Source organism: Ralstonia sp. VS2407, from assembly GCF_052950655.1.
Genome location: NZ_JBRFVG010000001.1, coordinates 419,295 through 444,462, shown reverse-complemented (window position 1 = coordinate 444,462; position 25,168 = coordinate 419,295). Strand labels below are relative to the sequence as shown.

Annotated in this window: 22 protein-coding genes and 3 tRNA genes; 3 read left to right on the top strand and 22 right to left on the bottom strand. The window is 63.4% G+C overall.

What is annotated here, in order from left to right; translation table 11 throughout:
- Positions 1-1,293 carry an MFS transporter gene (locus tag ACU8YE_RS02115; RefSeq protein WP_232042424.1) on the bottom strand — a complete coding sequence of 431 codons (1,293 nt, stop codon included), beginning with the start codon at positions 1,291-1,293 and terminating at the stop codon, positions 1-3.
- A gap of 88 nt (positions 1,294-1,381) precedes the next feature.
- On the bottom strand, positions 1,382-2,752 hold the full coding sequence (gudD, locus tag ACU8YE_RS02110; protein WP_446928005.1) for a glucarate dehydratase: 1,371 nt from the start codon (positions 2,750-2,752) through the stop codon (positions 1,382-1,384).
- Positions 2,753-2,838: 86 nt separating this feature from the next.
- Between gudD and ACU8YE_RS02105 the strand changes: the two genes are divergently transcribed.
- Positions 2,839-3,594 (top strand): FadR/GntR family transcriptional regulator, encoded by a 756-nt coding sequence (locus ACU8YE_RS02105; RefSeq protein ID WP_446928004.1) that lies wholly within the window; start codon positions 2,839-2,841, stop codon positions 3,592-3,594.
- Positions 3,595-3,904: 310 nt separating this feature from the next.
- On the opposite strand, the gene ACU8YE_RS02100 is transcribed toward ACU8YE_RS02105, so the two are convergent.
- The 11 genes from ACU8YE_RS02100 to uvrC all read right to left on the bottom strand — a co-directional run bounded on the left by ACU8YE_RS02100 (position 3,905) and on the right by uvrC (position 14,993).
- Positions 3,905-4,156, bottom strand: coding sequence for a GlsB/YeaQ/YmgE family stress response membrane protein (locus ACU8YE_RS02100; RefSeq protein WP_232042421.1), 252 nt, complete (start codon positions 4,154-4,156; stop codon positions 3,905-3,907).
- 26 nt (positions 4,157-4,182) lie between these two features.
- Positions 4,183-4,890 carry a response regulator transcription factor gene (locus tag ACU8YE_RS02095; RefSeq protein ID WP_232042420.1) on the bottom strand — a complete coding sequence of 236 codons (708 nt, stop codon included), beginning with the start codon at positions 4,888-4,890 and terminating at the stop codon, positions 4,183-4,185.
- Positions 4,891-5,300: 410 nt separating this feature from the next.
- Positions 5,301-7,634, bottom strand: a complete 2,334-nt coding sequence (locus ACU8YE_RS02090) for a CHASE2 domain-containing protein (protein WP_446928003.1) — start codon at positions 7,632-7,634, stop codon at positions 5,301-5,303.
- The gene (locus ACU8YE_RS02085; protein ID WP_446928002.1) at positions 7,627-9,306 is read right to left on the bottom strand and encodes a FecR domain-containing protein; all 1,680 of its coding nucleotides are present in this window, start codon (positions 9,304-9,306) and stop codon (positions 7,627-7,629) included. Before ACU8YE_RS02085 ends, ACU8YE_RS02090 begins: the two co-directional genes overlap by 8 nt.
- On the bottom strand, positions 9,290-10,003 hold the full coding sequence (locus ACU8YE_RS02080) for a response regulator transcription factor (protein WP_045204378.1): 714 nt from the start codon (positions 10,001-10,003) through the stop codon (positions 9,290-9,292). Before ACU8YE_RS02080 ends, ACU8YE_RS02085 begins: the two co-directional genes overlap by 17 nt.
- Before the next feature lie 395 nt (positions 10,004-10,398).
- A complete protein-coding gene (locus tag ACU8YE_RS02075; RefSeq protein ID WP_446928001.1) occupies positions 10,399-11,631 on the bottom strand; it encodes an MFS transporter in 1,233 nt (410 codons plus the stop codon).
- Positions 11,632-11,870: 239 nt separating this feature from the next.
- A tRNA-Cys gene (locus tag ACU8YE_RS02070) sits at positions 11,871-11,944 on the bottom strand.
- A gap of 92 nt (positions 11,945-12,036) precedes the next feature.
- A tRNA-Gly gene (locus ACU8YE_RS02065) sits at positions 12,037-12,112 on the bottom strand.
- A 53-nt stretch (positions 12,113-12,165) separates the two neighbouring features.
- Positions 12,166-12,241: transfer RNA gene (locus ACU8YE_RS02060), tRNA-Gly, on the bottom strand.
- Positions 12,242-12,376: 135 nt separating this feature from the next.
- The gene (gene pgsA / locus ACU8YE_RS02055; protein ID WP_232042414.1) at positions 12,377-12,952 is read right to left on the bottom strand and encodes a CDP-diacylglycerol--glycerol-3-phosphate 3-phosphatidyltransferase; all 576 of its coding nucleotides are present in this window, start codon (positions 12,950-12,952) and stop codon (positions 12,377-12,379) included.
- A gap of 67 nt (positions 12,953-13,019) precedes the next feature.
- Positions 13,020-14,993: an excinuclease ABC subunit UvrC gene (uvrC, locus tag ACU8YE_RS02050; RefSeq protein WP_446928000.1), complete on the bottom strand. Its 1,974-nt coding sequence runs from the start codon at positions 14,991-14,993 to the stop codon at positions 13,020-13,022.
- Positions 14,994-15,084: 91 nt separating this feature from the next.
- Between uvrC and earP the strand changes: the two genes are divergently transcribed.
- Both earP and efp read left to right on the top strand, forming a co-directional pair.
- Positions 15,085-16,278, top strand: a complete 1,194-nt coding sequence (gene earP / locus ACU8YE_RS02045) for an elongation factor P maturation arginine rhamnosyltransferase EarP (RefSeq protein ID WP_446927999.1) — start codon at positions 15,085-15,087, stop codon at positions 16,276-16,278.
- A gap of 122 nt (positions 16,279-16,400) precedes the next feature.
- The gene (gene efp, locus ACU8YE_RS02040; RefSeq protein ID WP_024542043.1) at positions 16,401-16,970 is read left to right on the top strand and encodes an elongation factor P; all 570 of its coding nucleotides are present in this window, start codon (positions 16,401-16,403) and stop codon (positions 16,968-16,970) included.
- 75 nt (positions 16,971-17,045) lie between these two features.
- On the opposite strand, the gene nagZ is transcribed toward efp, so the two are convergent.
- The 9 genes from nagZ to lepA form a co-directional block, all read right to left on the bottom strand.
- Positions 17,046-18,095, bottom strand: a complete 1,050-nt coding sequence (gene nagZ / locus ACU8YE_RS02035; RefSeq protein WP_316868720.1) for a beta-N-acetylhexosaminidase — start codon at positions 18,093-18,095, stop codon at positions 17,046-17,048.
- A complete protein-coding gene (acpS, locus tag ACU8YE_RS02030; RefSeq protein ID WP_316868719.1) occupies positions 18,092-18,532 on the bottom strand; it encodes a holo-ACP synthase in 441 nt (146 codons plus the stop codon). Before acpS ends, nagZ begins: the two co-directional genes overlap by 4 nt.
- A complete protein-coding gene (gene pdxJ, locus ACU8YE_RS02025) occupies positions 18,529-19,320 on the bottom strand; it encodes a pyridoxine 5'-phosphate synthase (protein ID WP_232042410.1) in 792 nt (263 codons plus the stop codon). Before pdxJ ends, acpS begins: the two co-directional genes overlap by 4 nt.
- A complete protein-coding gene (gene recO, locus ACU8YE_RS02020) occupies positions 19,317-20,138 on the bottom strand; it encodes a DNA repair protein RecO (RefSeq protein WP_446927998.1) in 822 nt (273 codons plus the stop codon). The genes pdxJ and recO overlap by 4 nt, the downstream gene beginning before the upstream one ends.
- A 31-nt stretch (positions 20,139-20,169) precedes the next feature.
- Positions 20,170-21,108, bottom strand: a complete 939-nt coding sequence (gene era / locus ACU8YE_RS02015; protein ID WP_004635627.1) for a GTPase Era — start codon at positions 21,106-21,108, stop codon at positions 20,170-20,172.
- An 8-nt stretch (positions 21,109-21,116) separates the two neighbouring features.
- On the bottom strand, positions 21,117-21,887 hold the full coding sequence (gene rnc, locus ACU8YE_RS02010; RefSeq protein ID WP_004635630.1) for a ribonuclease III: 771 nt from the start codon (positions 21,885-21,887) through the stop codon (positions 21,117-21,119).
- Position 21,888: 1 nt separating this feature from the next.
- Positions 21,889-22,257, bottom strand: coding sequence for a DUF4845 domain-containing protein (locus tag ACU8YE_RS02005; protein ID WP_092971570.1), 369 nt, complete (start codon positions 22,255-22,257; stop codon positions 21,889-21,891).
- Positions 22,258-22,319: 62 nt separating this feature from the next.
- Entirely contained in the window at positions 22,320-23,213 is an 894-nt protein-coding gene (gene lepB / locus ACU8YE_RS02000) for a signal peptidase I (protein WP_027677750.1), read from the bottom strand.
- Positions 23,214-23,243: 30 nt separating this feature from the next.
- The gene (gene lepA, locus ACU8YE_RS01995) at positions 23,244-25,043 is read right to left on the bottom strand and encodes a translation elongation factor 4 (protein WP_232042407.1); all 1,800 of its coding nucleotides are present in this window, start codon (positions 25,041-25,043) and stop codon (positions 23,244-23,246) included.
- Positions 25,044-25,168 lie beyond the last annotated feature (125 nt).

Here is a 25,168-nt window from a genome sequence, read left to right as displayed (position 1 = left end):
TCAGTGTGAAGCAGAGAGACTCATCTGACGCGCGGCGCGCTCTTCCTGCGATTGCCCGCGAATCAACACGATCAGCAGCACCGCGCCGATCAGATCGAACGCGCCCAGCATGCCGAACAGCGGGCCATAGCCAACCTTGTCGGCTAGCGCCCCCACCAGCAGCGAGAAGCCCAGGCCGCCGATCCACGCAGCCATGCCGGCAAAGCCGCTGGCGGTACCCACTTCTTCCGGGTCGAACACGTCCGCAGACAGCGTGTTGACCAGGCCAGAAATCATCTGGTGCGCAAAGCCGCCCACGCAGAACAACGCAATGGCCGTATAGGGAGACGCCACGAGCCCGACGCACGCCGGACCAATCATCATGAATGCACCCAGCACAACGCCGCACACACGCGACCACACCAGCGGAATGCGGAAACGCTTGATCAGGAACGGCGACAGGTAGCCGCCCGCCAGCCCGCCCAGGTCCGCCGCCAGGAACGGCAGCCACGCAAACATGGCGATCTCCTTCAGATCGAGGTGGCGCTCGTTGACGAAATAAAGCGGAATCCAGAAGCTGAACGTTTGCCAGGCCGGCTCGGCAAAGAAGCGCGCCAGCGCAATCGCCCAGAAGCGGCGCGACGTCACAACATCCTTGACCGGGCGCTTGCCGCGCTCGGCGCTCACAGGGCGAAGCTGCCCGCCGATGATCTTTTCGCGCTCGGCATCGGACAACGCGGCATGGTCTTTCGGCGAACGATAGAACGCGAACCACAACGCGGCCCACAAGAAGCCGAGGGCGCCAGTCACGACAAACGCCGACTGCCAGCCGTAACGCAGGTGCAGGAAAACCACCAGCGGCGGCGCCAACATCGCACCGAGCGACGTACCCGAGTTGAACCAGCCGACGGCAACGGATTTTTCCTTGTCCGGAAACCATTCCGCCACCGCCTTCATGCCCGACGGAATGGCAGCGGCTTCGGTCAGCCCCATCAGGGCACGAAAGCCCGCCAACGACAGCCAACCACTTGCGCCCGCATGCAGCACGCCAGCAAACGACCACAACACACCAAACAACGCAAAGCCGATACGCAAGCCGACAAGGTCGACGATGAAGCCGCAGACGGGCTGCATGACCGTGTAGCCGACCTGGAACGCAGCCACCACGTAGGAATACTGCTGGGTGCTCATCCCCAGCTCATCCTTGAGCGTGGGCGCCAGCACGCCCAGCGAGTTGCGCGCCAGATAGTTGACGATCGTGCCCAGGCACACCAGCACGATGATCCACCAGCGCAAGCCCTTGATGGTCTTCACGGTGTTGTCTCCGATGTCTTCTTATTCGTGATTGACTTACGGGACGGCGCGATACAACTGGCGCCGTCCCGGGGTGCCGCCGTAGCGGTCAGCGCACCATGCAGGGGCGCTTGTTATCGAACTGCCAGTTGGGAATCAGTTGGCGCATGGCGATTGCGTCGTCGCGTGCGCCCAGGCCGTGCTGCTTGTACAGCGCGTGGGCCTTTTCCAGTTGTTCCATGTCGAGCGTGACACCCAGGCCCGGTGCGGCCGGCACATCAATCTCGCCGCCGACGATCTGGAACGGTTCGCGCGTCAGCCGCTGGCCGTCTTGCCAGATCCAGTGCGTATCGATGGCGGTGATGTTGCCCGGCGCGGCAGCAGCAACATGCGTAAACATCGCCAGCGAAATGTCGAAGTGGTTGTTGGAGTGCGAGCCCCAAGTCAGGCCCCAGTCGTCGCACATCTGCGCCACCCGCACCGAGCCCTGCATGGTCCAGAAATGCGGATCGGCCAGCGGAATGTCGACCGAGTGCAGCTGAATGGCGTGCCCCATTTGGCGCCAGTCGGTGGCGATCATGTTGGTGGCCGTCGGCAGACCCGTGGCGCGGCGGAATTCGGCCATCACCTCGCGGCCGGAGTAACCGCCTTCTGCACCGCACGGGTCTTCGGCGTAGGCCAGCACGTCGTGCTTGTCGCGGCACAGGCGAATGGCCTCCGCCAGCGACCACGCGCCGTTCGGGTCCAGCGTGACGCGCGCTTCCGGAAAGGCTTCAGCCAGCGCGGTCGTGACGACCATTTCGTCATCGCCGCTCAGCACGCCACCCTTGAGCTTGAAATCCTTGAAGCCGTAGCGTGCGTGGGCCGCCTTGGCCAGGCGCACCACCGCTTCCGGCGTGAGCGCTTCTTCGTGGCGCACGCGGGTCCAGTCGTCAGTGGCGTCGCTGCCGTCGGCGTAGTCCAGGTCGGTACGCTTTCGGTCGCCCACAAAGAACAGGTAGCCGAGCACCGGCACCTTGGCGCGCTGTTGCCCCTGCCCCAACAGCGCCGCCACGGGCACGCCGAGATGCTGGCCGAGCAAGTCGAGCAGCGCGCTTTCCAGCGCCGTCACCGCATGCACGGTGGTGCGCAGGTCGAAGGTCTGCAACCCGCGGCCGCCGGCGTCGCGATCGGCAAATTGGCGGCGCACGCTGTTGAGCACGTTGTTGTACGCACCGATGGGTTGTCCGACAACCAGCGGCGTCGCGTCCTCGATGGTCTTGCGGATGGACTCGCCGCCCGGCACCTCGCCCACGCCGGTATGACCCTCGGAGTCTTCCAGAATGACGATGTTGCGGGTGAAGAACGGGCTGTGGGCGCCGCTCAGGTTCAGCAACATGCTGTCTCGGCCGGCCACGGGAATGACCTGGAGGCGCGTGACGCGCGGCGTGTGCAGTGAGGTTTCGGAAGCTTGGTGATTCATGGTTATCACGTATGTCATCAGTCGTCGTACAACATGAAACGGGACTATAATTGACACATTCCTGCTGAACCACCCCTGGTAAACCCGCCCCCTCCGGAGATTGCATGCCCACCACCCACCTGCCCGCAACGCTTGTGCGCCGCACCCAAAGCCTGGCGGACGTGGTGGTGGACCATATCAAGGGGCGCATCGCCAATGAATCCCTGCGCGTTGGCGACAAGCTGCCGACAGAGTCCGCGTTGATGGAAGCGCTCGGCGTGAGCCGCACGGTAATACGCGAAGCCATTTCGCGCCTGCAGGCCAAAGGGCTGATCGAAACGCGTCACGGCATCGGCAGTTTTGTCCTGCCGCCGCGCGCAGATAACAGCATCCCGCTGGGCGATGCGTCCACACTGCACGACATCTTGAGCATGCTGGAGCTGCGCGTGGCCATTGAAACGGAGTGCGCAGGCTTGGCCGCCCAGCGCATCTCTCCTGCCGAAATCGACACCCTGCGCCTGGCGCTCGAAGCCATCGAGCAGGACCAGGCGGACGGCAACGACAGCGCCACCTCCGACCTGCAATTTCACCTGAGCATCGCGCGCGCCACGGGCAATGAACACTTTGTTGGCGCCCTCGCCCAGCTCGGCAAAACACTCATCCCTCGCACGCGGATGGGGCTGGCCCAAGTGGGTTATCTGAATGCGCCGGAACTGCGTGCCACGGTCAACCGCGAGCACCACAGCGTCTTCGAGGCCATCGCCCGCAAAGACCCCGAAGCCGCGCGCGCTGCCATGCGCATGCACCTCTCAAACAGCCGGGAACGCCTGCGCCGCGCACATGAAGCGGCCGGCGCGCAAACGGCGGCAACGGCAGGCTGAGTTGATGCCCGGGCCGTCGAGTTGTACGACGTCCTATTACTCGACGCCGACTATCATCGCGCCCCCATGGCGTTGGCGCTGTTGATAAAGATTTGCATTCCCTCGCTCTCAGCCACGTAACCTGAGCTTGCACCGACCCCTCGTGGGTGCGCTCCGGTCGCGGAAGAGAGAGCCGCGGCCTTCTTGGCCCTGATGCTGCTGTCCCGAGTGTCAGGGCGTTTCTTTTTGGGCCCGCCACTCAATCCGCCCTTCCCCCGGCCCAATAAAAAAGCCCCGACTCGCGGGGCATTTTTGTTTTCAAGCGCCGCACTCAGCGATCGCGCGCCATCAGGTGATAGCCGGCGAGCAGGATGACGGCGCCGGCCACCGAACCGACAAATCCCGCCAATTGGCCCGGCTCATACCAGCGCATCAACTGGCCGAGAAAGGCGGCTGCCAGCGCACCGGCAATGCCGACCATGATCGTGAGCAGGAAACCGCTGACGCCTCGTCCTGGCGTGATCCACCTGGACACAAGACCGGCCAGAAAGCCGATGAGGATGGTGAGACAGAGCAGTTGCATGGCAGTGGCTCCGTGGGTTGCGCCTGTCAGTGCGTTGCCGCCGCATCCATCACGCGCTCCAGGCAGAAGCCCTGCCCGTAGATTGCGCGCAGGCGCAAGCCATTCTCCGTGCCGAGCAGCAACTTCTTGCGCAAGCGCGAGACATGCGTATCGAGCGTGCGTGAATACGGGCTCAGCTCACGGCCCCAGAGCGCAAGTTCGATGTCGGCGCGCGAGAGAACGCGCCCCGCATTTGCGAACAACAGCAACGCCAGCTCAAATTCACGCGCATGCACCGACACCGAAACATCGCGCAACCGGATGGAACGATTTTGCCGGTCCAGCGTGTACGGGCCCAACTGAATCTCCGACGCTCTCACCGCCCGGCTCACGGCAAAGCGGCGGATCAAGGCATCCAGCCGCGCGAGCAACTCAGGCGGACGGATATCACCTTGGAAGCACAGGTCAGCGCCGTGATTGAGCGCGTCTGCGGTTTCGGTATCGGCCTGGCCGTCGGCAAGGTAGACGATTGCCATACCGGGGCCCACACGCTCGCGCACGGTGCGCACCAGCGAGAGGCCCGGCATGTCGTGCGCATGCGCGCCGACCATCAACAGGTTGATGCCGTGCACATCAATGGCTTCAAAAACTTGGCGGGAGAGAAACAGCGGCACACATTCGAAGCGCGTGGGCTGCAGCGCGGAGTGGATCGCCTGCTGGCGGGCGAGGTGCGTGTCGATCAGACCGATTTTCATGGCTCGGTTTCGAGGTTGACTGCGTGCGGCGCGGTCAGGCGGCGGTGCGGCGATGGTCTTGTGCATTGCTGCCGTCGCAACCGCCGCCGCGCCACATGGATACATGCCGACCAGCCAGCCAGAAGCGTTCGACCTGCGGCGGGTTCCCGTCGCCCGCAGGGCTTGATGCAGTTGGGCGCGAACGCGTTCGTAATCGCATTCGCTCAAAACATCGGTTGCAGTCTGGCTCAACATTCGTGGCGCCTCGGGCGTGTCTGTGCTCGGTTTTCCAAGGTGCCGTCGTCTCTCGACCGGTGTGTCACCGGCGCATGCTGTGCGGGTCGGCCAATGAACTGTAGGGCCGCCGCAGTGCAGAAATGCAAATGATTGAAAAGGAAATGTGGCAAAGGCCACACGAGACCGCGATGGCCTCAGGCGTCGTGGCGATGCGCCGCGCGCGGCAGCCACAGCGTGAAGGTGGAACCGAGCCCCGGCGCGCTCTGCACGGCAATCCGGCCGCCGTGGCGGTCGACCACTGTCTTCACGAATACAAGACCCAGTCCACTGCCGGACGGCGCATTGGCCGCGCCCTCATGCAAGCGGTGGAACGGCTGGAACAACCGCGGCTGATCGTCCAGGGCAATGCCCGCGCCCTGGTCGGCCACGGCCACCGAGAACATCGCCTCGTCCTGTTTGACCGACACAGTGACGACTGAACCCGCCGCGCTGAACTTGATGGCGTTGTTTAGCAGATTCACCAGCGCGCGCACCAGCAAGCGTGGCTCGCCCCGCACGGCCGCTTCGATGTCGGCCACCACGCGCACTTCCACCTGGTGACGATTCGCGAGCGGCCAGACCTCATCGGCGGCATCGAGCACGAGGCCGATCAGATCCACCTCCACCAGCTTGAGTGTTTGCGATTCGGCGCGCGCCAGATCGATAAAGGCATCGGCCAGTTCAAGCGTGCGCGACGACAACTGCCCGATGCGCGCGAGCAGCGCTTCGCGATCCAACGCGCGCGACGCGTCGCGCTGCAGTTCGATCAGCGCGAGGATGGCGCTCTGCGGCGAACGCATGTCGTGCGAAATGAACCGCAGCGCTTCTTCGCGATGACGCTCGGCCTGACGCACGGGGGTGATGTCGGCAAAACTGACGATGATGTCGACGGGGCGGCCCGCTTCGTCCCGCAACGCGGCGGCGTGCATCAACATCGAGCGGCCGTCGTGCGTTTGCAGCTCGACGGGTTCGAGCCCGATGGGATTGGCCAGCCAGCGTGCCCAGTAGTGCTCGCCGGCGGCGGGGTCGGGAAACGCACGCGCCAACAGCGTCGGCAGGTCACGCAGCGCGGCCGCGCGATTCTGACCGGGCGTCTGCAGCTGGCCGGCCAGATCTGCACTGCGGCCATTCGCCAGGCGGATCGTGCCATCGCGCGTGCAAACGACGGTGGCATCGGGCAGGCTCTCGAGCGCATCGGCCAGGAAGCGGCGCAGCCCGCGCAGCTTATCGGTGAGCGAGGCGACGGCATCCATGTGCGCACCGAGGGTGCGACCTGTGCGGGCGAGCGGCGCAGCATCGGCCAGCAGGCCGGGCTCGCGCGCCAGACGCTGCATCTCGTCACGCAGAAAGCGCAACGCGGCTTCCTGCTGGCGCCAGCTCCACAGCGGATACAACACCAGCGGGCCGACCAACGCGGCAAACGGTGGCAGCCAGCGATTGCCGAACACCAGCGCGCCGATCGCGCTCAACAACAACACGGCGGCACTCGCCACCGCCACGGCAAGCGCCATCCTCGGCGTGAGCCAACGCACCGCAAACGCGGTCATCAGCAAGGGAAGCAGCGTCATCGCCCAGAACACGCCGGGTGGCGCCGGCAGGATGGCACTGCCGTCGAGTACGGTCTGCGTGGCATTGGCCAGCACCTCCACACCGCTCATCGTGCGCGACGGGGGCGTCGCAAAAATATCGGATACGCCGGATGCCGTTGCCCCGATCAGCACCAGCTTGCCGGCAAGCGCCTCAGGCGGCACGTGGCCGTTAAGCACGTCCACAGCCGGCACATGCCGGTATGTACCGGCCGGCCCCGCAAAATTCAGGCGGATATGCGCACGGCGCGTCCAGCCGCTGGCGTCGATCTCTACATCAGGCAGCGCCGATATGGAGGGCGGCGGTTGGAGCGCCTGTCGCGCGAGCTGCACGGCAAGATGGTCCAGCACATGCGCACGCGGACCCTCGACCAGATACATGCCACGCACGACGCTATCCGCATCGGGGGCAGCATTGATATGCGCGACAGATGCGTTGATACCGAGGAACGGATAGTGATATACGCGCCCGTGCTCCGTGCGCTCGGGTAGCGCCGGCAGGATGACGTGTCCGGCCTGCTCGATGGCGGCGGTCAATGCCCGATCGCCTTCGGGCTGCACAAGATCGGGTTCGATCAGCAGAATATCGACACCGATGGCACGTGGCTGCGCCTGCCCCACGCGCGCAATCAGATCGGCCAGCCGGGCGCGCGGCCAGGGCCAGCGCCCCACTGCATCGAGACTTTGGTCATCAATGGCAACGATGACGATATCGTCGCGCGGCGCATGCCCGTGCAGCGTGACGGCGGTGTCGTACAGCGCCGCATCGAGCCGCCCGACCACGCTCCAGCGCACCGCACCCAACGTCAGCAGCGCAGCCAGCGCCACCAGCACGACCCACTCCACCAGCGCGCGCCGCCCAAGGCTGCGCACGTCCGATTTGGCGGGCACGGGTTCAGTCATTGAGAAGCAGATTGCCGCCGCCGCTCTGCACCGGGCTGCGAGCGGAATCACCGACGAAGGTGCCGACGTCAATGCGCTGCGGCTTGGCGTAGACCACCGATGCCGCATCGCCGAGATCTACGCCAGTGCGGATGTAATACACGCCCGACGGCGGCCGCGGAATGATGGCCTCGTTGCCTTCGCTCACGATGTCGGCGATGGGCTTGGCGAAGCTTGTGTCACCCGCCAGTTGCACACGCGTGCGCGCACCAGATGCGGCCAGCTCGGGCGACAGCGCAGACCAGTGGGCATGCAGCTTGCCATCATTGCCGGCTTCCACTGCGGCTGTCGGTACGGCATCTGGCGGAATGTCGAGCACGCGAAAACGCAGCGCATCGCTCCACGGGCCAGTTTTACCGTCTGCGGCCACAGAGCGCACACGCCACCACCATGTGCCGGCCGTCAGTGGCTTGGTCAGACGCACATCTTTGCCATGTTGCTGGACGGCAGGCGAGGTGAAGGTTTCGGTGCCGGCGACTTCCATGTCGTAGCTGCCGGCATCGGACACGGCAGCCCATGCGAATGCCACGTCGCCGCTGCGGTAGGTCCGGCCGCTGGCGGGCTGGATCGTATAGGGCGCTTCGGGGTGCAGGCGGACGGTGAACGGCCGCGTGGCCGACTCGCTTGTCAGCCCGAGCGCATCGATGCTTTGCACGACGAGCGTGTAGTCGCCGTCCTCATCGCCGCAGAGCGTTACTGCGGGCGTCTTGCTCGATTGGTAGGCGCTGAGTTCGGTCAGCGCGGTATCGAGTGCCACGGCAGCGCGATAGCCGACCGCGCCCTTGACCGGCTGCCACGTCGCGCGCAGGCACGGCGTCTGCACAAGCTGGGGAATGGCGTCGAGAATTGGCGCAGCAGGCAGCGCTGCGCGCTTGAGGTGCCCAGCCGATGCCTGCACGCCAAAGCCGGCCTTGACCGCCTGCTTCTGACGACCGGCGCGCGTGGCCACCTCACCTTCGAGCACGGAACTCGTCGACACGGCGTCGCTTGCCTGCACGCGGAAACGCGTACCGCGCACACCTGTCACCAGCGCCGGCGTGGAAATCTCGTACCGGCCCACGCCGGTTTTTCTGGGCGAGACGTTGGATTCGGCCTCGCCCTGCTTCACGTGCACACGCACATCGATCAGCCCGGCACGCGCAAACGCGCGCACACGCGACAGCGCCACGTGGCTGCCCGGCGGGACCGTCACGCGCGTGCCGTCATCAAATGCCAGCGTCACGGCGCCCTTGTCGCCGGTATCAATCTGCGACGCTTCTGCGAGCCTCATGCCCGTTTGCAGCGGCTTGCCGCCGGTCGTTGCATCGCGCGCAAACACGACCTGCGCCGTGGCGGGCACCACCGGAATGCGATCGAACGGAATGCGCAGCAGCGAGCCGGGTTTCAGCCGATACGGATCGGCGACATGGTTGCGCTGCTGCAGCAGGCGCCAGCCATCGACGCTGTCCATGTAACGTCCCGCGAGGTTGATCAACGTATCGCCCTGCCGCACGCGATAGAGGAAATCGCTGCCGTCGGCGCCGGAAGGCTGGGCCCTGGCCGCTTGCCACACGCCGCCAAAAAGAACGAACGCGCCGACAAACGCGGCGCGCCCAATCAAACCACTCCAAATTGCGTCAGCTTGCTTCACCATCTTCCTGCGTGGTTTCGAGCCGATAGCCATGCGAGTACACCGAGACCAGTCGCACGCCATTCTTCTGATTGAGATCGAGTTTGAGCCGAAGCTTTGAAATATGCGTGGCGAGCGTGCGCGAATCCGGGCCAATGCTGCGACCCCAGACTGCCTGCTCAATCAGTTCTCGCGGCACCAGCTTGCCGACATTGCGGAACAGGTACAGCCCAAGATCAAACTCGCGCGGCGACAGCTCAACCTGCGAGCCATTCAACGTCAGCACGCGCCCGACCGGGTCCACCGCGTACGGGCCGACGCGAATGCGTTCGAGCGATTCGCTCGTGCGAGGCGCGGCGCGGCGCAGCAGCGCACCGACGCGCGCCACCAATTCGGCGCGGCGCACCGGCTTGACGACGTAATCATCGGCGCCGGCGGCCAGCCCGCGCACCACGTCGTCTTCGAGCGACCGGTTGGTCAGAAACAGCACCGGCAGGGCTGGGCCGACCGTCTGCCGCACCCAGCTCACAAGCTGGATGCCACTGATATCGGGCAACTGCCAGTCGAGCAGCAGCAGGTCGAAGGTCCGATCCCGCAGCGCCTTGACGAAGGCATCTCCGTTACTGAAACACTCGCATTCGTATCCGGACGAAACCAGGATCTCTCGGATCAAATCGGACTGCGCCTGGTTGTCTTCTACCGAGGCAATTCGTATCGCCATCTGGATTGCCTTTCCCCGTTTCGGGTCCGGCATCGCTACGCGAAATGCCGGCTCACTCCGTTCGTCGTTGTGATCGGGGTCCCGGACCGGCGCATCGTTGTTCGATCCACCAGCCACCATCGGCGCGGCACGTGTCCGCCGCGCAAGACCTTACCCACGCCCCGCCAGCATGTGTGGCACGCCGGCTTGAGCCCAGCTCATGCTAAAAGGCCGCCTCTGTCATATTGCAAACAATTGTGAAAAGCTAAGCGCAGAGCCGGGTTTCCCTGGCGTTCTATCATTTTTTATCGCGCCATTACAAGGTGCGAGGTCTCAGGAAGTATAGGAGCCGACCAACGGGCTGGAGGCCCTACCTGGTATACGCTGCCTCCAGGTCCTCGTTGCAGAACCTGCCGCTAGCTGTCTCGCTTGCGCGTCCAAGCCGCGGTCGCCGCCCAGAACACCAGCGCCGCCAAGCTGAGAGCGGCCCCCAGAACACACACCCCTGACCAGCCGGCCGACGCATACACCAGCGTCGAAGTCACCGCTCCGAACCCACTGCCCGCCGCATAGAACAGCATGTAGGCGCCCACCAGCCGGCTGTGCGCCTCTGGCTGCAAGCGAAAAATCAGACTCTGGTTGAGCACGTGCACCGCTTGCCCACCCAGGTCCAACAGAATCACGCCGGCGATCAACCACGCCAGATGCTGCAATCCGAGACCGAGCGGCCACCACGCGAGCAGCAACAAACCCAAGGCGACGCCCGTCGCCATCTGCGCCCAACCACGGTCCGCCAGATGCCCGGCTCGCGCGGCAGCCACCGCACCAATCGCACCGACCAAACCGAATGCTCCAATGCCTGCCGGCGAGAACGCATAGGGCGGCGCACTCAGAGCCAGCGCCATCGCGCTCCAGAAGACATTGAACGCCGCGAACATCAACAAACCGATCAGGCCGCGCGCCTGCAACACACGTTCGGTCATCAGAAGTTGCCACATCGAGCGCAGGAGCGCCGTATATCTCATTGACGAAAGCGCAGTCGGCGGTGCCGGTAGTGAGCGCCAGAGCATAAACAGCATCGCTGCCGAAAGACCGGCTGACACCATATAGACGGCACGCCAGCCTGCGGCATCCGCAATCAAGCCCGCCACGGCGCGCGCCAGCAAGAGACCGATCACGACCCCACCCTGCACCGCACCTACCATACGCCCGCGCTCCGCCGATTGCGCCAACGCGGCGGCGCAGGCGATCAGTCCTTGCGTCATCGCTGTGCCCAGCAAACCAACGGAAAACATGCCAAGCAGCAACCAGCAGCGCACCGGTGCAAGTGCTACCGCGAGCAACGCCAGTGTGAGCAAGACGAGCTGCACCAGAAGCAGCGGCTTGCGCGGCCAGCGATCCCCTAACGGCACGACTAGCGCCAGGGCAAGTGCGCAGCCAGCCTGCGTTGCACCGATGATGCCGCCGGCCCAGACATCGCTGAGCGCAAAGTCACGGGCCAGCGGTTCGAGCAGCGGCTGGGCAAAGTAGACGTTCGATACGCTAGCCGCTGCGCAAAGCGCCAGCATGGCAACCCACGCGTGCGGCAACACCCGGGAGGGACTGGCACGCCCGGTAGACGAATGCTCGGCAACACAATCAGGGGGCATCTGCTACCTCATTTGGTTTTAATTTAAAACCACTTGAGTCTAGGCAACCTGGTTTTCTTATGCAACCACTTGGCTGAAGGGATTGGCTGGCGACACCGATGGCGGCTGCATCAACGCTGAGGTGTGCGCTGTCCAAACAGAAGAATGCACGGCGAGGAACGCTCAGCCCGAAGCACGCGCATCGCGCACGATGCAAAAACAAAAAGCCCCGAACCAGTCGGGGCTTTTTTTTTGCGTTCTGGAGGCGGAGGCCGGAATCGAACCGGCGTACACGGCTTTGCAGGCCGCTGCATAACCACTTTGCTACCCCGCCAGGGGCTCAGCACCGCATTGTAGCAATTCGTGGAGAACCGCGTGCTTGCCGTGCCGATAAAGAAAAAGGGAAGCAAGGCTTCCCTTCGGGATTGGAGCGGGAAACGAGGCTCGAACTCGCGACCTCAACCTTGGCAAGGTTGCGCTCTACCAACTGAGCTATTCCCGCGTAACCGGTTATGCCGCCGCGCCATCACATCAACACGGCCACATATTTCAAACTGGAGCGGGAAACGAGGCTCGAACTCGCGACCTCAACCTTGGCAAGGTTGCGCTCTACCAACTGAGCTATTCCCGCATTTTGGCTACCAGCACTGCCGTACAACCTTTGTGCTGCCAGACCGTTTGCGTCACATCACTGCAACGCGAGAACGAGATTATGGCAAAGAAGAATCGTCCTCGTCAACAGTTTTGCGCAAGAGTTTTTACAGCCTCATTTTGCGCGCTCGCGAATCTGCGGCCAGGCGAGCTTCATGTAGTACGCCATCGACCACAGCGTAAGCACCGCCGCCACGTAAATCAGCCACGTGCCCCACACCTGCGCGTCGATCATGTCGAACAGGCGGCCCTCGAACAGCAGCAACGGAATCGCAATCATCTGGAAGGTCGTCTTCAGCTTGCCGAGGAAGTTCACGGCCACGCTCTTCGACGCGCCAATTTGGGCCATCCACTCACGTAGGGCAGAGATGGTGATCTCGCGGCCGATGATGACGAGCGCGATGACGTCTGACACGCGGCCCAATGACAGCAGCACCAGCAGGGCCGCGGCCACCATCAGCTTGTCGGCCACGGGATCGAGGAAGGCCCCGAAGGCGGAGGTCTGGTTCCAGCGGCGAGCAAGAAAGCCGTCGAACCAATCGGTGAGGCTTGCGACGATGAAAAACACCGCAGCCGTCAGGTTCTTGGCAGGCAGTGCCATCCAGGTGTCCGGCACGTAGAACACGCCCACCACCAGCGGGATCATGGCCACACGCAACCAGGTCAGGAGGATCGGGAAGTTGAAAGGCATGGCAAATCGAGAGGACAACCGCCGCGCGAGCTCGGACCCACGCGACAAGATGGGGCATTGTCGCCGATCAATGCAGCTGACGGTAGATTTCTTCGGCCAGGGTCCGCGAGATGCCTTCCACCGTGGCAAGTTCATCGACGCTCGCCGCCATCACGCCACGCAGGCCACCAAAGCGCGCCAGCAAACGCTGCCGACGCTTTGCGCCAATGCCTTCGATCTCTTCCAGCCGTGACGTGTTGCGCGCCTTGGCCCGCTTGGCGCGCATGCCGGTGATGGCAAAGCGGTGCGCTTCATCGCGAATCTGCGCGACGAGCATCAGCGCGGCACTGCCCTGCCCCAGCTCCAGTGACGGACGGCCATCGGCAAAGATGAGCGTTTCCAGGCCGACCTTGCGTCCCTCGCCCTTGGCCACGCCGACGAGCAATCCAATATCCAGCCCCAGCTCTTCAAAGACCTGTCGCGCGACTTCCACCTGCCCCTTGCCGCCGTCGATCAGCACGATGCTCGGCATGTTGGGGGCGTCCTCGCCAGCTTGCTCGACGATCTTCTGGTAGCGGCGCGTGAGAACTTGCCGCATGGCCGCGTAGTCGTCACCGGGGGTGATGTCCTGGATGTTGTAGCGGCGGTATTCGCTGTTTTGCATGGCGTGGCTGTGAAAGACCACGCACGAGGCCTGCGTGGCTTCGCCAGCGGTGTGGCTGATGTCGAAGCACTCGACCCGCAGCGCAGCAAGGTCTTCGAGATCAATGCCGATGGTCTCGGCCAGCGCGAGCGTGCGGGCCTGCTGGCTGCCTTGCTCGGAAAGCCGGCGCATCAGCGACAGCTCAGCGCCCTTCTCCGCCATCTCGAGCCATGCGCGGCGCCCGCCCTGCGGCTGGCGCACAACCGAAACGCGGCGCCCGGCCTGCTCGGCCAACGCGTCGATCAGCTCGGTTGCGTGAATCTGATGACTGACCACCAGCACCGGCGGCACAAACTGATCGAGATAGTGCTGCGCAACGAAGGCTTCGAGGATGTCGCTGGCCATGCGTTCGGCATCGCGCGGCGCTTCTGCCGCCGGCTCGCCGTCGGCTTCCACATCCACGCCGACAATCGCGGCACCCTCTTCCACGTGCGTTGGAAAGTAAGCCTTGTCACCCAGGTGGCGCCCGCCGCGCACCATCGCGAGGTTCACGCAGGCGTGGCCGCCCTTGATGGCAACGGCCAGGATGTCGATGTCGCTGGCGTGGCCGACTTCTTCCACAGACTGCTGCTTGAGCACCGTCGACAACGCGCCGATCTGGTCGCGCACGATAGCGGCCTGCTCGAACGCCAGCGACTCGGCGTAGCGCTGCATCTTGTCCTGCAGCGTCTGCATGACCTCGTCCTGACGGCCTTGCAGGAAGCCGGCCGCATTGGCGACGTCACGCGCGTAATCCTCTGCGCTGATCGCTTGCACGCACGGGCCGCTGCAGCGATGGATCTGATGCAGCAGGCACGGCCGCGTGCGGTTGTTGAAGACCGTGTCTTCGCACGTGCGGAGCTGGAACACCTTCTGCAGGATTTGCATGCTCTCGCGCACGGCATGCGCACTCGGGAATGGCCCGAAGTACTGGTGCTTGCGATCGGTCGCGCCGCGGTAATACGCCATGCGCGGATATGCGTGCTGCGTGAGCTTCAGATACGGATACGACTTGTCGTCGCGAAACAGGATGTTGTAGCGCGGCGCCAGCGCCTTGATGAGGTTGTTCTCGAGCAGCAGCGCTTCAGCCTCGCTGCGCACCACGGTGGTGTCGATGCGCGCGATCTTCGCCACCATCATCGCGATGCGCGGCGAAAGCAGCGTTTTGTTGAAGTAGCTCGACACGCGCTTCTTGAGGTCGCGTGCCTTGCCCACATAGAGCACGTTGCCCTGCGCATCAAAGTAGCGATACACGCCCGGCAGGTTCGGCAGGCGCGCGATGTGCGCTTTCGCGTCGAATTCGGGCGCAGTTGCGGGCGCGCTGGGCTCAACGCTCTCGGGCGTCTCAGGGGGCTGGGGTTGCGTGGGGTCGGACGACATGGCGTTCGCGGGATCAGAGGCCGTCAGTGTAGAACAAGCCGCCGACTACAATGTCGGCCCATCTTCCTCGCTGCCCTGCTGGCCTTCCTGCATGCGCACCATCACATCCTGGGATCTCTTCTGCCGCGTCGTCGACAATTACGGCGACATCGGCGTCTGCTGGCGCCTGGCCCGCCAGCTCGTACAGGAGCACGGCCATACGGTCCGACTGTGGGTCGACGATCTCCGCTCATTCGAAAGGATCTGCCCCGCAGTCGACGCTCAAGCCGACGCGCAGCGCGTCTCGGGCGTTGATATCCGCCAATGGACTGACGATGCGCAAGTGGGTAACCTTCTTGCCGCTGATGCACACCCCGCCTTGCACGACGTGGTGATTGGCGCGTTCGCATGCGCTGTCCCGGAGCCAGTGCTGACGCTCATGGCCGAGCGGGCATCCCAAGGCACGGCACCGGTTTGGATCAACCTGGAATACCTGAGCGCCGAGAACTGGGTGGCCGAGCATCACGCGATGCAGTCGCCACATCTGCGACTGCCGCTCGTCAAACACTTCTTCTTCCCCGGTTTTGCGCGCAACACCGGCGGCGTACTGCGAGAATCGCATCTTGGCGCCCAACGCAAGACGTTCGAGGCAAGCCCCGCCGCCCACCAGGCGTTGTGGCACCGCCTCGGCGTCGACGACGTGATACGCGACAACCCTGACGCCCTGCGAGTGAGCCTGTTCGCCTATGCCAACCCGGCGCTGCCAATGCTGGTCGCTCAATGGGAAGCATCGCCCCAACTGGTGATCTGCTTGGTCCCGGAGGGCTTGGCCGCCCAGCAGATCGCCGAGCTCCTGGGTGACGCCGGTGGCGCCAAGACAGGTGCTCGCTGGACGCGCGGCAACCTGAGCGTAGCCGTCGTGCCATTCGTGCCGCAGGAGCATTACGACCCGCTGCTCTGGGCTTGCGACATCAACTTCGTGCGCGGGGAAGACTCGTTCGTACGGGCTCAATGGGCGCTGAAGCCCTTTGTCTGGCACATCTACCCGCAAAGCGACGACGTGCACCTCACGAAGCTGGACGCATTTCTGGCCCGCTATACCCCCGCCCTGGCAGAGGCCGATGCCAAAGCGCTGATCGCCTTCTGGCACGCCTGGAATGGTGCGCCGGCGTCACTCAACTGGGCGGACTTTGCTGCCACCGCAGAGCACCTGCGCGCACGAGCCGTCACGTGGGAGCAAAGCTTGATGCAACTAGGCGATCTCGCCGCGAATTTGGTGGCATTTTGCGAAAAACAGGTAAAATAGCGGGCTGATCTGTATGCGACCCCCGGCTCTGACCTGGTTCGCGCGGCCCGGAGGGTATCGCGCGGTGCTTCGTTGCTTGGCGCGCATCGAACCCTCTTACTCTCAGGAAATTTGAAATGGCTTTGAAAATCGCGCAAGAACTCCGCGCTGGCAACGTGTTCATGATCGGCAACGACGCGATGGTCGTGCTCAAGACCGAGTACAGCCGTTCGGGCCGTTCGGGCGCCGTCGTCAAGATGAAGTACAAGAACCTGCTGACGGGCGCAGGCGGCGAGTCGGTGTTCAACGCCGACGACAAGATGGACCAAGTCATCCTGGAGAAGAAGGAAGCCGAGTACTCCTACTTCGACGGCACGATGTACGTGTTCATGGACCCGGTCACGTACGAACAGTACAACGTTGAGCCCGCCGCCATGGGCAGCGCACTGAACTACCTGCAAGACGGCATGAAGGTGGAAGTGACGTTCTACAACGAGAACGCCATCTCGGTGGAACTGCCGACCACGGTTGTCCGCGAAATCGTCTACACCGAACCCGCCGTCAAGGGCGACACGTCGTCGGGCAAGGTTCTGAAGGCGGCTCGCATCAACGACAACGAAGAATTCACGATCATGGTCCCGCTGTTCTGCAACATCGGCGAGAAGATCGAAATCGACACGCGTACCGACGAGTACCGTAGCCGCGCCAAGTAAGCTGGCGTCGCAGCAAGAAGAAAGGCTCCCTCGGGAGCCTTTTCTTTTGCGATCAATCTTCTTGGCGTTTCGACGCTACTTGATGAGTTTCGCCTCGCGCAACGTACGCAGCGCCTGCCGGTAAGCCGATTGCTGTTGTAGCTTCGTCCAGTCCTTCACGGCACGACCGCCAAACAGCCGACGCACGCGCCGCTGCGACGCCTTGCCCATCGGCACATCCAACTCGCCGAGCAGTTGATCGGCCTTTTCCGGCGCATTGCAGATCAGCACCATGTCGCAGCCGGCCGTGAGCGCCGCTCGCGCGCCGTCGACGACCGTGCCGGCTACGCTCGCGCCTTCCATGCTCAGGTCATCGCTGAAGATCACGCCGTCGAAGTTGAAATGCGCGCGCAGCATGTCCTGCAGCCAAAAGCGAGAGAAGCCCGCTGGATTCGGATCAACGGCCGAGTAAATCACGTGCGCCGGCATCACCGACTGCAGACCGATTCCCATCCACCCGTACGGCTGCGCGTCGTCAGCGAGAATGGCCTCCAGCGGGCGCTCGTCCACCGGTACAGCGATATGCGAATCCGCCTGGACGTAGCCGTGGCCGGGGAAATGCTTGCCGCAGTTCGACATGCCGGCCAAGCGCAGGCCCAGCGTCAAGTGGTTGGCCAGCATGGTTACCACGCGCGGGTCGCGATGGAACGCGCGATCGCCGATCACACTGCTGCTGCCATAGTCGAGATCGAGCACGGGCGTGAAGCTCAGGTCGATATCGCACGCGCGCAGTTCGGCGGCCAGCACGTAGCCGCAAGCCGTGGCAGCGCGCGTGGCGGCCAGCACGTCGGTGTCCCAGAGCTTGCCCAGCGCGCCCATGGCGGGCAGGTGCGTAAAGCCGTCGGTCTTGGCGCGCTGCACGCGTCCGCCTTCGTGGTCGATGCAAATGAGCACGTCGCTCCGAATCGCGCGAATGGCCTGCGTCAGCGCGGTCAATTGCGCGCGCGATTCGAAGTTGCGCGCGAACAGGATCACGCCACCCGTCAACGGATGGGCAATGCGGCGAACATCGTCGGGGCCAAGTTCAAGGCCGGCAACATCCAGAACGATTGGGCCGGGGTGCTTCTGCTTCTTGGTTTGAGTCATGCGGAGGATTTGGTTTGCAACTCGGCGACGGCGAAGGCGACCGCGTAGTCGCGTTCGTCCGTCACGCTGATCTGGATATGAAGGCCGTGCTGCGCAATCCAGTCGGCCAGTTCGCCGCTATAGCGCACGACCGGCTGGCCGGATGGCAAGTTGAGCGTCTGTACCGCCCGCCACGTCATCGGCCAGCGCATGCCGAGGCCGATGGCCTTGGACACGGCCTCTTTGGCGGCAAAGCGCGTGGCAAGAAACGCGAGCCCGCGGCGCTCCGAGCGCGCCTTGCGGGCATGGTAGACGCGCAGCTCATCGGGCCCCAGCACCTTTTCGGCGAAGCGGCCGTGGGTCCGCTGCATCACGCCTTCGACGCGTTCGATCTGGATGATGTCGGTGCCGATGCCGTAAATCGCACCGGACGCCGCGGCGGCGGCGCGTTCGTTCATACGGGCACGCCGGGGTGAGCGGCCGCCGGCGTCGTGGACGACAGCCGGGCCGCAACCATGATCGCCTTCATCTCACGCACTGCGTTCTGCCAGCCGGCAAACACCGCATGCGCAACGACGGCGTGGCCGATGTTGAGTTCGTGAATGCCAGCAAGGGCCGCAATCGGCTGCACGTTCGTGTAGTGGAGGCCGTGGCCGGCGTTCACGCGCACGCCCCAGCGGATGCCCTCTTCCACCGCCGTTTCGATGCGGACGAGTTCCGCCCGCAACTCGGCGTCGTCCGTCGCTTCGGCATAGCGGCCCGTGTGCAGTTCGATGACGGGCGCACCGGCAGCGGCTGCAGCCTCGATCTGTGCGGCATCCGGATCGATGAACAGCGACACGCGGATGCCTGCATCGGCCAGTTGCTTGCAGGCAGCCTGCACCTTGGCAAAACCGCCCACCACATCCAGACCGCCCTCGGTGGTGACTTCCTGACGGCGCTCGGGCACGAGGCAGACATCCTGTGGGCCGATGTCGCACGCGATGTCGAGCATCTCCTGCGTGACGGCGCACTCCAGGTTCATGCGCGTGCGCAGCTGCGGCCGCAGCGCGCGCACATCGGCATCCTTGATGTGGCGGCGATCTTCGCGCAGGTGCAGCGTGATGAGATCAGCGCCGGCTTCTTCAGCCAGCAGCGCCGCGGCGATCGGGTCCGGGTAAGTGGTGCCGCGCGCGTTGCGCAGCGTGGCGACGTGGTCGATGTTGATGCCCAGGTCGATGATTCCCGGCGAGGCATGAAAGATCATAGTTTCTGCAAGTCGATCAGGATCTGGCGCGTCGAAAGCGGCGTGCCATGCAAATGATAATGCAGCAGGAAACGCATCAGGCTGCGGCTTTGCTGCGCGGTCGTTGGACGTGAGGCGTAATCGTCGCGCTCCATGTCGATCAGCGTCTGGCCCCGCAAAACAGGCCAGGACGATGGATCGCTCTGCAGTGTCCGCCGAATGCCGCGCTCCGGGTGATAGACATATTCGGCGTCGGCCTGCACGGGCTCACCGTCGATGCAGCGGTCGAGCTGCGCGGCAAAGCCAGTCTCCCTCAATAGCACACGTTCGAACGCGCGCAGCGTGAAGGCAGCAGGTTCACCATGGGCCAGCTTATTGAGCGTTTCGACGTAATGTGCGAACAGTACCGGGTGCCCGTCTTCGCGGGCGACGAATTTGACGAGCAGTTCGTTCAGATAGAAACCGGATAGCAGCCCCTCCCCGCCCAGCGGCAGCATGCCGCCCACCCACTCGGCACGGGTCAGCGTGCGCACATCACCGCGCCCGCTCCAGGAGAGCGACAGCGGCTGGAACGTCTGCAACACCGCACGCAGGGCCGAATGCGGTCGCTTGGCCCCCTTGGCGACCAGGGCCATGCGCCCATAGTCCGGCGTGAAGACATCGATGATGAGGCTGGTCTCCCGATACGGGTAACTGTGCAGCACGAAGGCCGGCTGCGCAGCAACGCGTGTTTCGGAACGCCCGGCAGGAAAGCTTTTGCGCGGCGCGGCGCCGGCTACGCTTTCCTCGGCGAGCCATTCCGCGGCTTCGTCCGGAATCGGATCGGATCGTCCCGCCATCGAGCGTGTGTAGAGTGGCCCGGTTAGGCGGTTACTCGTAGCCGTAGGCGCGCAGGCCGGCTTCGTTGTCGGCCCAACCGCTCTTGACCTTGATCCAGACCTCGAGATACACCTTGCCGTCGAACAGTTTTTCCATGTCCATGCGGGCTTCGGTGGAGATCTGCTTGAGCTTGGCGCCCTTCGCGCCAATGATCATCGCCTTGTGCGCGTCGCGATCGACGAGGATGGTCACGAATACGCGGCGCAGGCGGCCTTCGGTCTCGAATTTGTCGACGATGACCGTGCTGGAATACGGCAGCTCGTCGCCAGTCCAGCGGAACACCTTCTCGCGAACGATTTCTGCGGCCAGGAAGCGCTCGCTCCGATCGGTCAGCGCCTCCGGGTCGTACATGGGTTCGCCTTCCGGCAGGTACGGGCGCACGATGCCGAGCAAGCGGTCGATGTCGTCGCGGTTCTTGGCCGACATCGGCACGATTTCGGCAAACGGAAACACCTGTGCCATGTCCTGCAGGAACACGGCGACCATCTCGGCGCGCGTGTAAGCGTCGAGCCGGTCGACCTTGTTGACGATCAGGATCACAGGCGTCTCGCGCGGCAGCAGCGAGAGCACCTTCTCGTCGTCCGGGCCATAGCGGCCCGCTTCAACCACGAACAACACGGCATCCACCGACGTAAGCGTGGAGGTGACCGCGCGGTTCAGCGAGCGATTCAGCGCCGTGGCGTGACGCGTCTGGAAGCCCGGCGTATCGACGAAGACGAACTGCGCGTCATCCGTCGTCTGAATGCCGGTGATGCGGTGGCGCGTCGTCTGCGCCTTGCGCGACGTGATGCTGACTTTCTGGCCCACCAGGGCATTCATCAGCGTGGATTTGCCGACGTTCGGCCGCCCAACAATGGCGACCATGCCGCAGCGGAACCCCTCCGGCACACCAGATTCTGGCTGCGGAGGCTGCAAGGGGGTGTCGCTCATTTACCTGATTATTCCTTCAACCTGAGAGACAACTGCGGATCGGGCGGCGTAGCCTGCTTGCGCGTCTTGCCGGTGCGCTCGGCGCGACTGCGCTTGACGAGCTGCGGCACCAGGCGATGCGCTTCATCCAGGGCCAGCTTGGCCGCCGATTGTTCGGCCGCGCGCCGCGATGCCCCGCTGCCGGAGACGCGAATCTCCAGCTTCGGGATCGAGCACTCGACCTCGAATTGCTGATTATGCGCCGCGCCGTGGGTGGCAACCACCGTGTACAAGGGCAACGCAATCTTGTGACCTTGGAGGTACTCCTGCAACAGCGTCTTGGCATCCTTGCCCAGCGTGCGCGGATCAACTTGTTCAAGGATCGGGATGTAGAGCTTGCGGATCAGCGTGCGGGCAGCATCGAAGCCGCCGTCGAGGAACACCGCCCCGAAAATCGCTTCGAGCGCATCAGCCAGGATGGAAGGCCGGCGGAAACCACCGCTTTTCAATTCACCTTCGCCCAAACGCAGGGCATCGGGCAACTGCAACATCTGTGCAATCTCATACAGCGCCTGTTGCTTGACCAGATTGGCCCGCACGCGCGAGAGATCGCCCTCGTCCAGCTTGCCGAACATGCCGTAGAGCATGTCGGCGACGGCGCAATTCAGGATTGAATCGCCAAGAAATTCCAGGCGCTCGTTATGCATCGCACTGTGGCTGCGATGGGTGAGCGCCTGCTGCAGCAACTCTGGTTTGCTGAAGCGGTAGCCAAGACGTTGCTGTAGTGCATCCAGACTCATGTCAACGCTGGGTCCCCGAATAGGTGATCACCAGACCGATGGGGCCATATAACGGGATCTCGCGCTTGTACGAGAAACGCACCGCCTGGATGGAGCCGCCCCCGTCCAGCACTTCCAGATCTTCACCCTTGATCGACGTGATGTCGTCAATCGCGGCTTGCTTGTCAAAGGCATTGGCCACTTCCTCGCGCGTGCTTGCACGCTCACGCGCCTGCTTCACAGCGCGCGTGATGGCCTGGTATTCCATCAGGCTTGGGACGGATCGAATGGCCGGCAACACAAACGTGATCAGCACAATGATGCCGATCAGGATGCCGAACATCGTAATCCCGCGCGACGGGCGTTTCAGACCGGCCTGACGAATTCGCATTGCATTTCCCCCGTTTTGCAATCGCCGAGTTTTCATAAGAGCTTTTTGCGTCACTTATCGGATCAATGGAAAGCACCGATCCGCTTCAGGTCACCCAGGTTCATCCAAATAAAGAACGCTTTCCCGACGATGTTCTTGTCCGGCACGAAGCCCCAATAGCGGGAGTCCGCGCTGTTGTCGCGATTATCACCCATCATGAAATAGTGACCTGCAGGTACCTTGCAAGTGAAGCCGGTCTGATTGTAAGTGCAGTTCTCGCGGAAGGGAAAATCGTCCGGCCCCGAGACATAAGCTGGCCGGTCGGCGTCATTCAGGATGTTGTGGGTCACGTTGCCCAGCGTCTCCTGATACTGCTTCGAGTACGTCAAGCGCTCGCCATCGAGGTAATCGGATTGCGGTGCGTAGGTGGCCGGCTGGCCGTTCACGGTCAGGCGCTTGTTGTCGTACTTGACCACGTCGCCGGGCACGCCGATCACGCGCTTGATGTAGTCCATCGACTCGTCCTTCGGATAGCGAAAGACCATCACGTCGCCGCGTTGCGGTTGATTCAACTCGACGATCTTCTTGTTCACGATGGGCAAACGAATGCCATACGTGTACTTGTTGACGAGGATGAAATCGCCAATCTGCAGCGTGGGAATCATCGAACCCGACGGAATCTTGAATGGCTCGATCACGAACGAGCGCAGCAGGAACACTGCGGCAATCACCGGGAAGAAACTGGCGGTGTACTCCAGCCACCAGGGCTGGCGCAGCTTGTCTTCAGCCAGTTGCAAACGCGCGGCACCGATGTCACCACCGCCGCCGTACTGCGCTTGCACCTGCGCACGCGCATCAAATTCAGCCAGTGCCGCGGCCGCAGCCGCCTGACGCTGGCGCTGAAACACAAGCTTGTCAGCCACCCACGCAATACCGGTGAGGACGACGAGAACAAACAGAATCAGGGCGAAGTTCATGGATGAGAGATCGTCCGAGCTATGTCTGGATTATTTTTCTTCGACGCGCAGGATGGCCAGGAAGGCCTCTTGCGGAATTTCAACGGTACCAACCTGCTTCATGCGCTTCTTGCCCTCTTTCTGCTTTTCGAGGAGCTTCTTCTTGCGCGAGATATCACCGCCGTAGCACTTGGCCAGCACATTCTTGCGCAATGCCTTGACGTTTTCGCGGGCGATCACGTTGGCGCCAATGGCTGCCTGGATGGCCACGTCGTACATCTGGCGCGGAATGATCTCGCGCATCTTGGCGGCCACTTCACGGCCACGATATGTGGCGTTCGAACGGTGGACGATGATGGACAGCGCATCGACCTTGTCGCCGTTGATCAGGATGTCGACCTTGACCACGTCCGACACGCGGTATTCCTTGAACTCGTAATCCATCGACGCATAACCGCGCGAAACGGATTTCAGCCGATCGAAGAAGTCCAGCACGATCTCGCCCATCGGGATCTCATACGTGAGCTGGACTTGGCGGCCGTGGTAGCTCATGTTGATCTGCGAGCCGCGCTTCTGCTCGCACAGCGTAATCACGGCACCCACGTAATCCTGCGGCATGTACAGATTGACCGTGACGATCGGCTCGAGAATCGCCTCGATCTTGCTCGGGTCCGCGGGCATCTTGGCGGGGTTTTCCACCTGCACCATCGTGCCGTCGCGCAGTTGCACCTGATAGACCACCGTGGGCGCGGTGGTGATCAGATCCATGTCGAACTCGCGCTCCAGACGCTCCTGCACGATCTCCATGTGCAACAGGCCAAGGAAGCCGCAGCGGAAGCCGAAACCCAGCGCCTGCGACACTTCCGGCTCGTACTGCAGCGACGCGTCGTTGAGCTTGAGCTTTTCCAGCGATTCGCGCAGCGCTTCGTACTGGTTGGCTTCCACTGGATACAGGCCGGCAAACACCTGCGGCTTGACTTCCTTGAAGCCCGGCAGCGGCGCCTCGGCCTTGCGCGGTGCAACGTGGGTAATGGTGTCACCCACCTTGGCAGCCTTCAGTTCCTTGATGCCCGCGATGACAAAGCCTACCTGCCCGGCAGACAAGGATTCGCGCGGCACCGACTTCGGCGAGAACACGCCCACCTGCTCCACCAAGTGCTGCGCACCGGTTGCCATCAGCAGGACTTTGTCTTTGGCGCGCAGCGTGCCATTCACCACGCGCACCAGCATCACCACGCCGACATAGTTGTCGAACCACGAGTCGATGATCAGCGCTTGCAGCGGCGCGGCCGGGTCACCCTTGGGCGCCGGCACCTTGGCGATCAGCGCTTCCAGCACGTCGGCCACGCCTACGCCGGTCTTGGCGGAGCAGCGCGTAGCGTCGGTCGCGTCGATGCCGATGACGTCTTCAATTTCCTGGATCGCGTTGTCCGGATCGGCCGCAGGCAGGTCGATTTTGTTGAGCACCGGCACAACTTCCACGCCCAGCTCGATGGCGGTGTAACAGTTGGCGACGGTTTGCGCTTCCACACCTTGGGAAGCATCGACCACCAGCAAAGCACCTTCGCATGCAGACAGCGAGCGGCTGACTTCGTAGCTGAAGTCAACATGCCCCGGGGTGTCGATCAGGTTGAGGTTATAGACCTTGCCGTCGCGCGCCTTGTAGGACAGCGCTGCGGTCTGGGCCTTGATGGTGATGCCGCGCTCCTTCTCGATGTCCATCGAGTCCAGCACTTGGGCTTCCATCTCGCGGTCGGAGAGCCCGCCACACAACTGGATGATGCGATCGGCCAGCGTCGATTTGCCGTGGTCGATGTGGGCGATGATCGAGAAATTGCGGATATTGTCCATCGAATGCGTCGAAAAGCGCCCGTCCCGGGCGCGTCTGCCGGGAGCGCGAGCGGTTCCGGCATGGCCGACGCGCGTTGGCTGCGCCGGCGGGAGGTATTGGGGTTCCAAGCCGAGGCTGCGGCACA

What these genes read in the sequence shown, in the direction of transcription:
- ACU8YE_RS02095 (WP_232042420.1), bottom strand. Translation starts at nt 4,890, where the DNA reads ATGAAAATCGGTCTGATCGACACGCACCTCGCCCGCCAGCAGGCGATC.
- earP (WP_446927999.1), top strand. Translation starts at nt 15,085, where the DNA reads ATGCGCACCATCACATCCTGGGATCTCTTCTGCCGCGTCGTCGACAAT.
- rnc (WP_004635630.1), bottom strand. Translation starts at nt 21,887, where the DNA reads ATGAGTCTGGATGCACTACAGCAACGTCTTGGCTACCGCTTCAGCAAA.
- pgsA (WP_232042414.1), bottom strand. Translation starts at nt 12,952, where the DNA reads ATGCCTTTCAACTTCCCGATCCTCCTGACCTGGTTGCGTGTGGCCATG.
- uvrC (WP_446928000.1), bottom strand. Translation starts at nt 14,993, where the DNA reads ATGTCGTCCGACCCCACGCAACCCCAGCCCCCTGAGACGCCCGAGAGC.
- ACU8YE_RS02075 (WP_446928001.1), bottom strand. Translation starts at nt 11,631, where the DNA reads ATGCCCCCTGATTGTGTTGCCGAGCATTCGTCTACCGGGCGTGCCAGT.
- ACU8YE_RS02100 (WP_232042421.1), bottom strand. Translation starts at nt 4,156, where the DNA reads ATGCAACTGCTCTGTCTCACCATCCTCATCGGCTTTCTGGCCGGTCTT.
- acpS (WP_316868719.1), bottom strand. Translation starts at nt 18,532, where the DNA reads ATGAACGAACGCGCCGCCGCCGCGGCGTCCGGTGCGATTTACGGCATC.
- ACU8YE_RS02080 (WP_045204378.1), bottom strand. Translation starts at nt 10,003, where the DNA reads ATGGCGATACGAATTGCCTCGGTAGAAGACAACCAGGCGCAGTCCGAT.
- nagZ (WP_316868720.1), bottom strand. Translation starts at nt 18,095, where the DNA reads ATGACTCAAACCAAGAAGCAGAAGCACCCCGGCCCAATCGTTCTGGAT.
- lepB (WP_027677750.1), bottom strand. Translation starts at nt 23,213, where the DNA reads ATGAACTTCGCCCTGATTCTGTTTGTTCTCGTCGTCCTCACCGGTATT.
- pdxJ (WP_232042410.1), bottom strand. Translation starts at nt 19,320, where the DNA reads ATGATCTTTCATGCCTCGCCGGGAATCATCGACCTGGGCATCAACATC.
- ACU8YE_RS02085 (WP_446928002.1), bottom strand. Translation starts at nt 9,306, where the DNA reads ATGGTGAAGCAAGCTGACGCAATTTGGAGTGGTTTGATTGGGCGCGCC.
- era (WP_004635627.1), bottom strand. Translation starts at nt 21,108, where the DNA reads ATGAGCGACACCCCCTTGCAGCCTCCGCAGCCAGAATCTGGTGTGCCG.
- ACU8YE_RS02105 (WP_446928004.1), top strand. Translation starts at nt 2,839, where the DNA reads ATGCCCACCACCCACCTGCCCGCAACGCTTGTGCGCCGCACCCAAAGC.
- ACU8YE_RS02090 (WP_446928003.1), bottom strand. Translation starts at nt 7,634, where the DNA reads ATGACTGAACCCGTGCCCGCCAAATCGGACGTGCGCAGCCTTGGGCGG.
- lepA (WP_232042407.1), bottom strand. Translation starts at nt 25,043, where the DNA reads ATGGACAATATCCGCAATTTCTCGATCATCGCCCACATCGACCACGGC.
- gudD (WP_446928005.1), bottom strand. Translation starts at nt 2,752, where the DNA reads ATGACATACGTGATAACCATGAATCACCAAGCTTCCGAAACCTCACTG.
- recO (WP_446927998.1), bottom strand. Translation starts at nt 20,138, where the DNA reads ATGGCGGGACGATCCGATCCGATTCCGGACGAAGCCGCGGAATGGCTC.
- ACU8YE_RS02005 (WP_092971570.1), bottom strand. Translation starts at nt 22,257, where the DNA reads ATGCGAATTCGTCAGGCCGGTCTGAAACGCCCGTCGCGCGGGATTACG.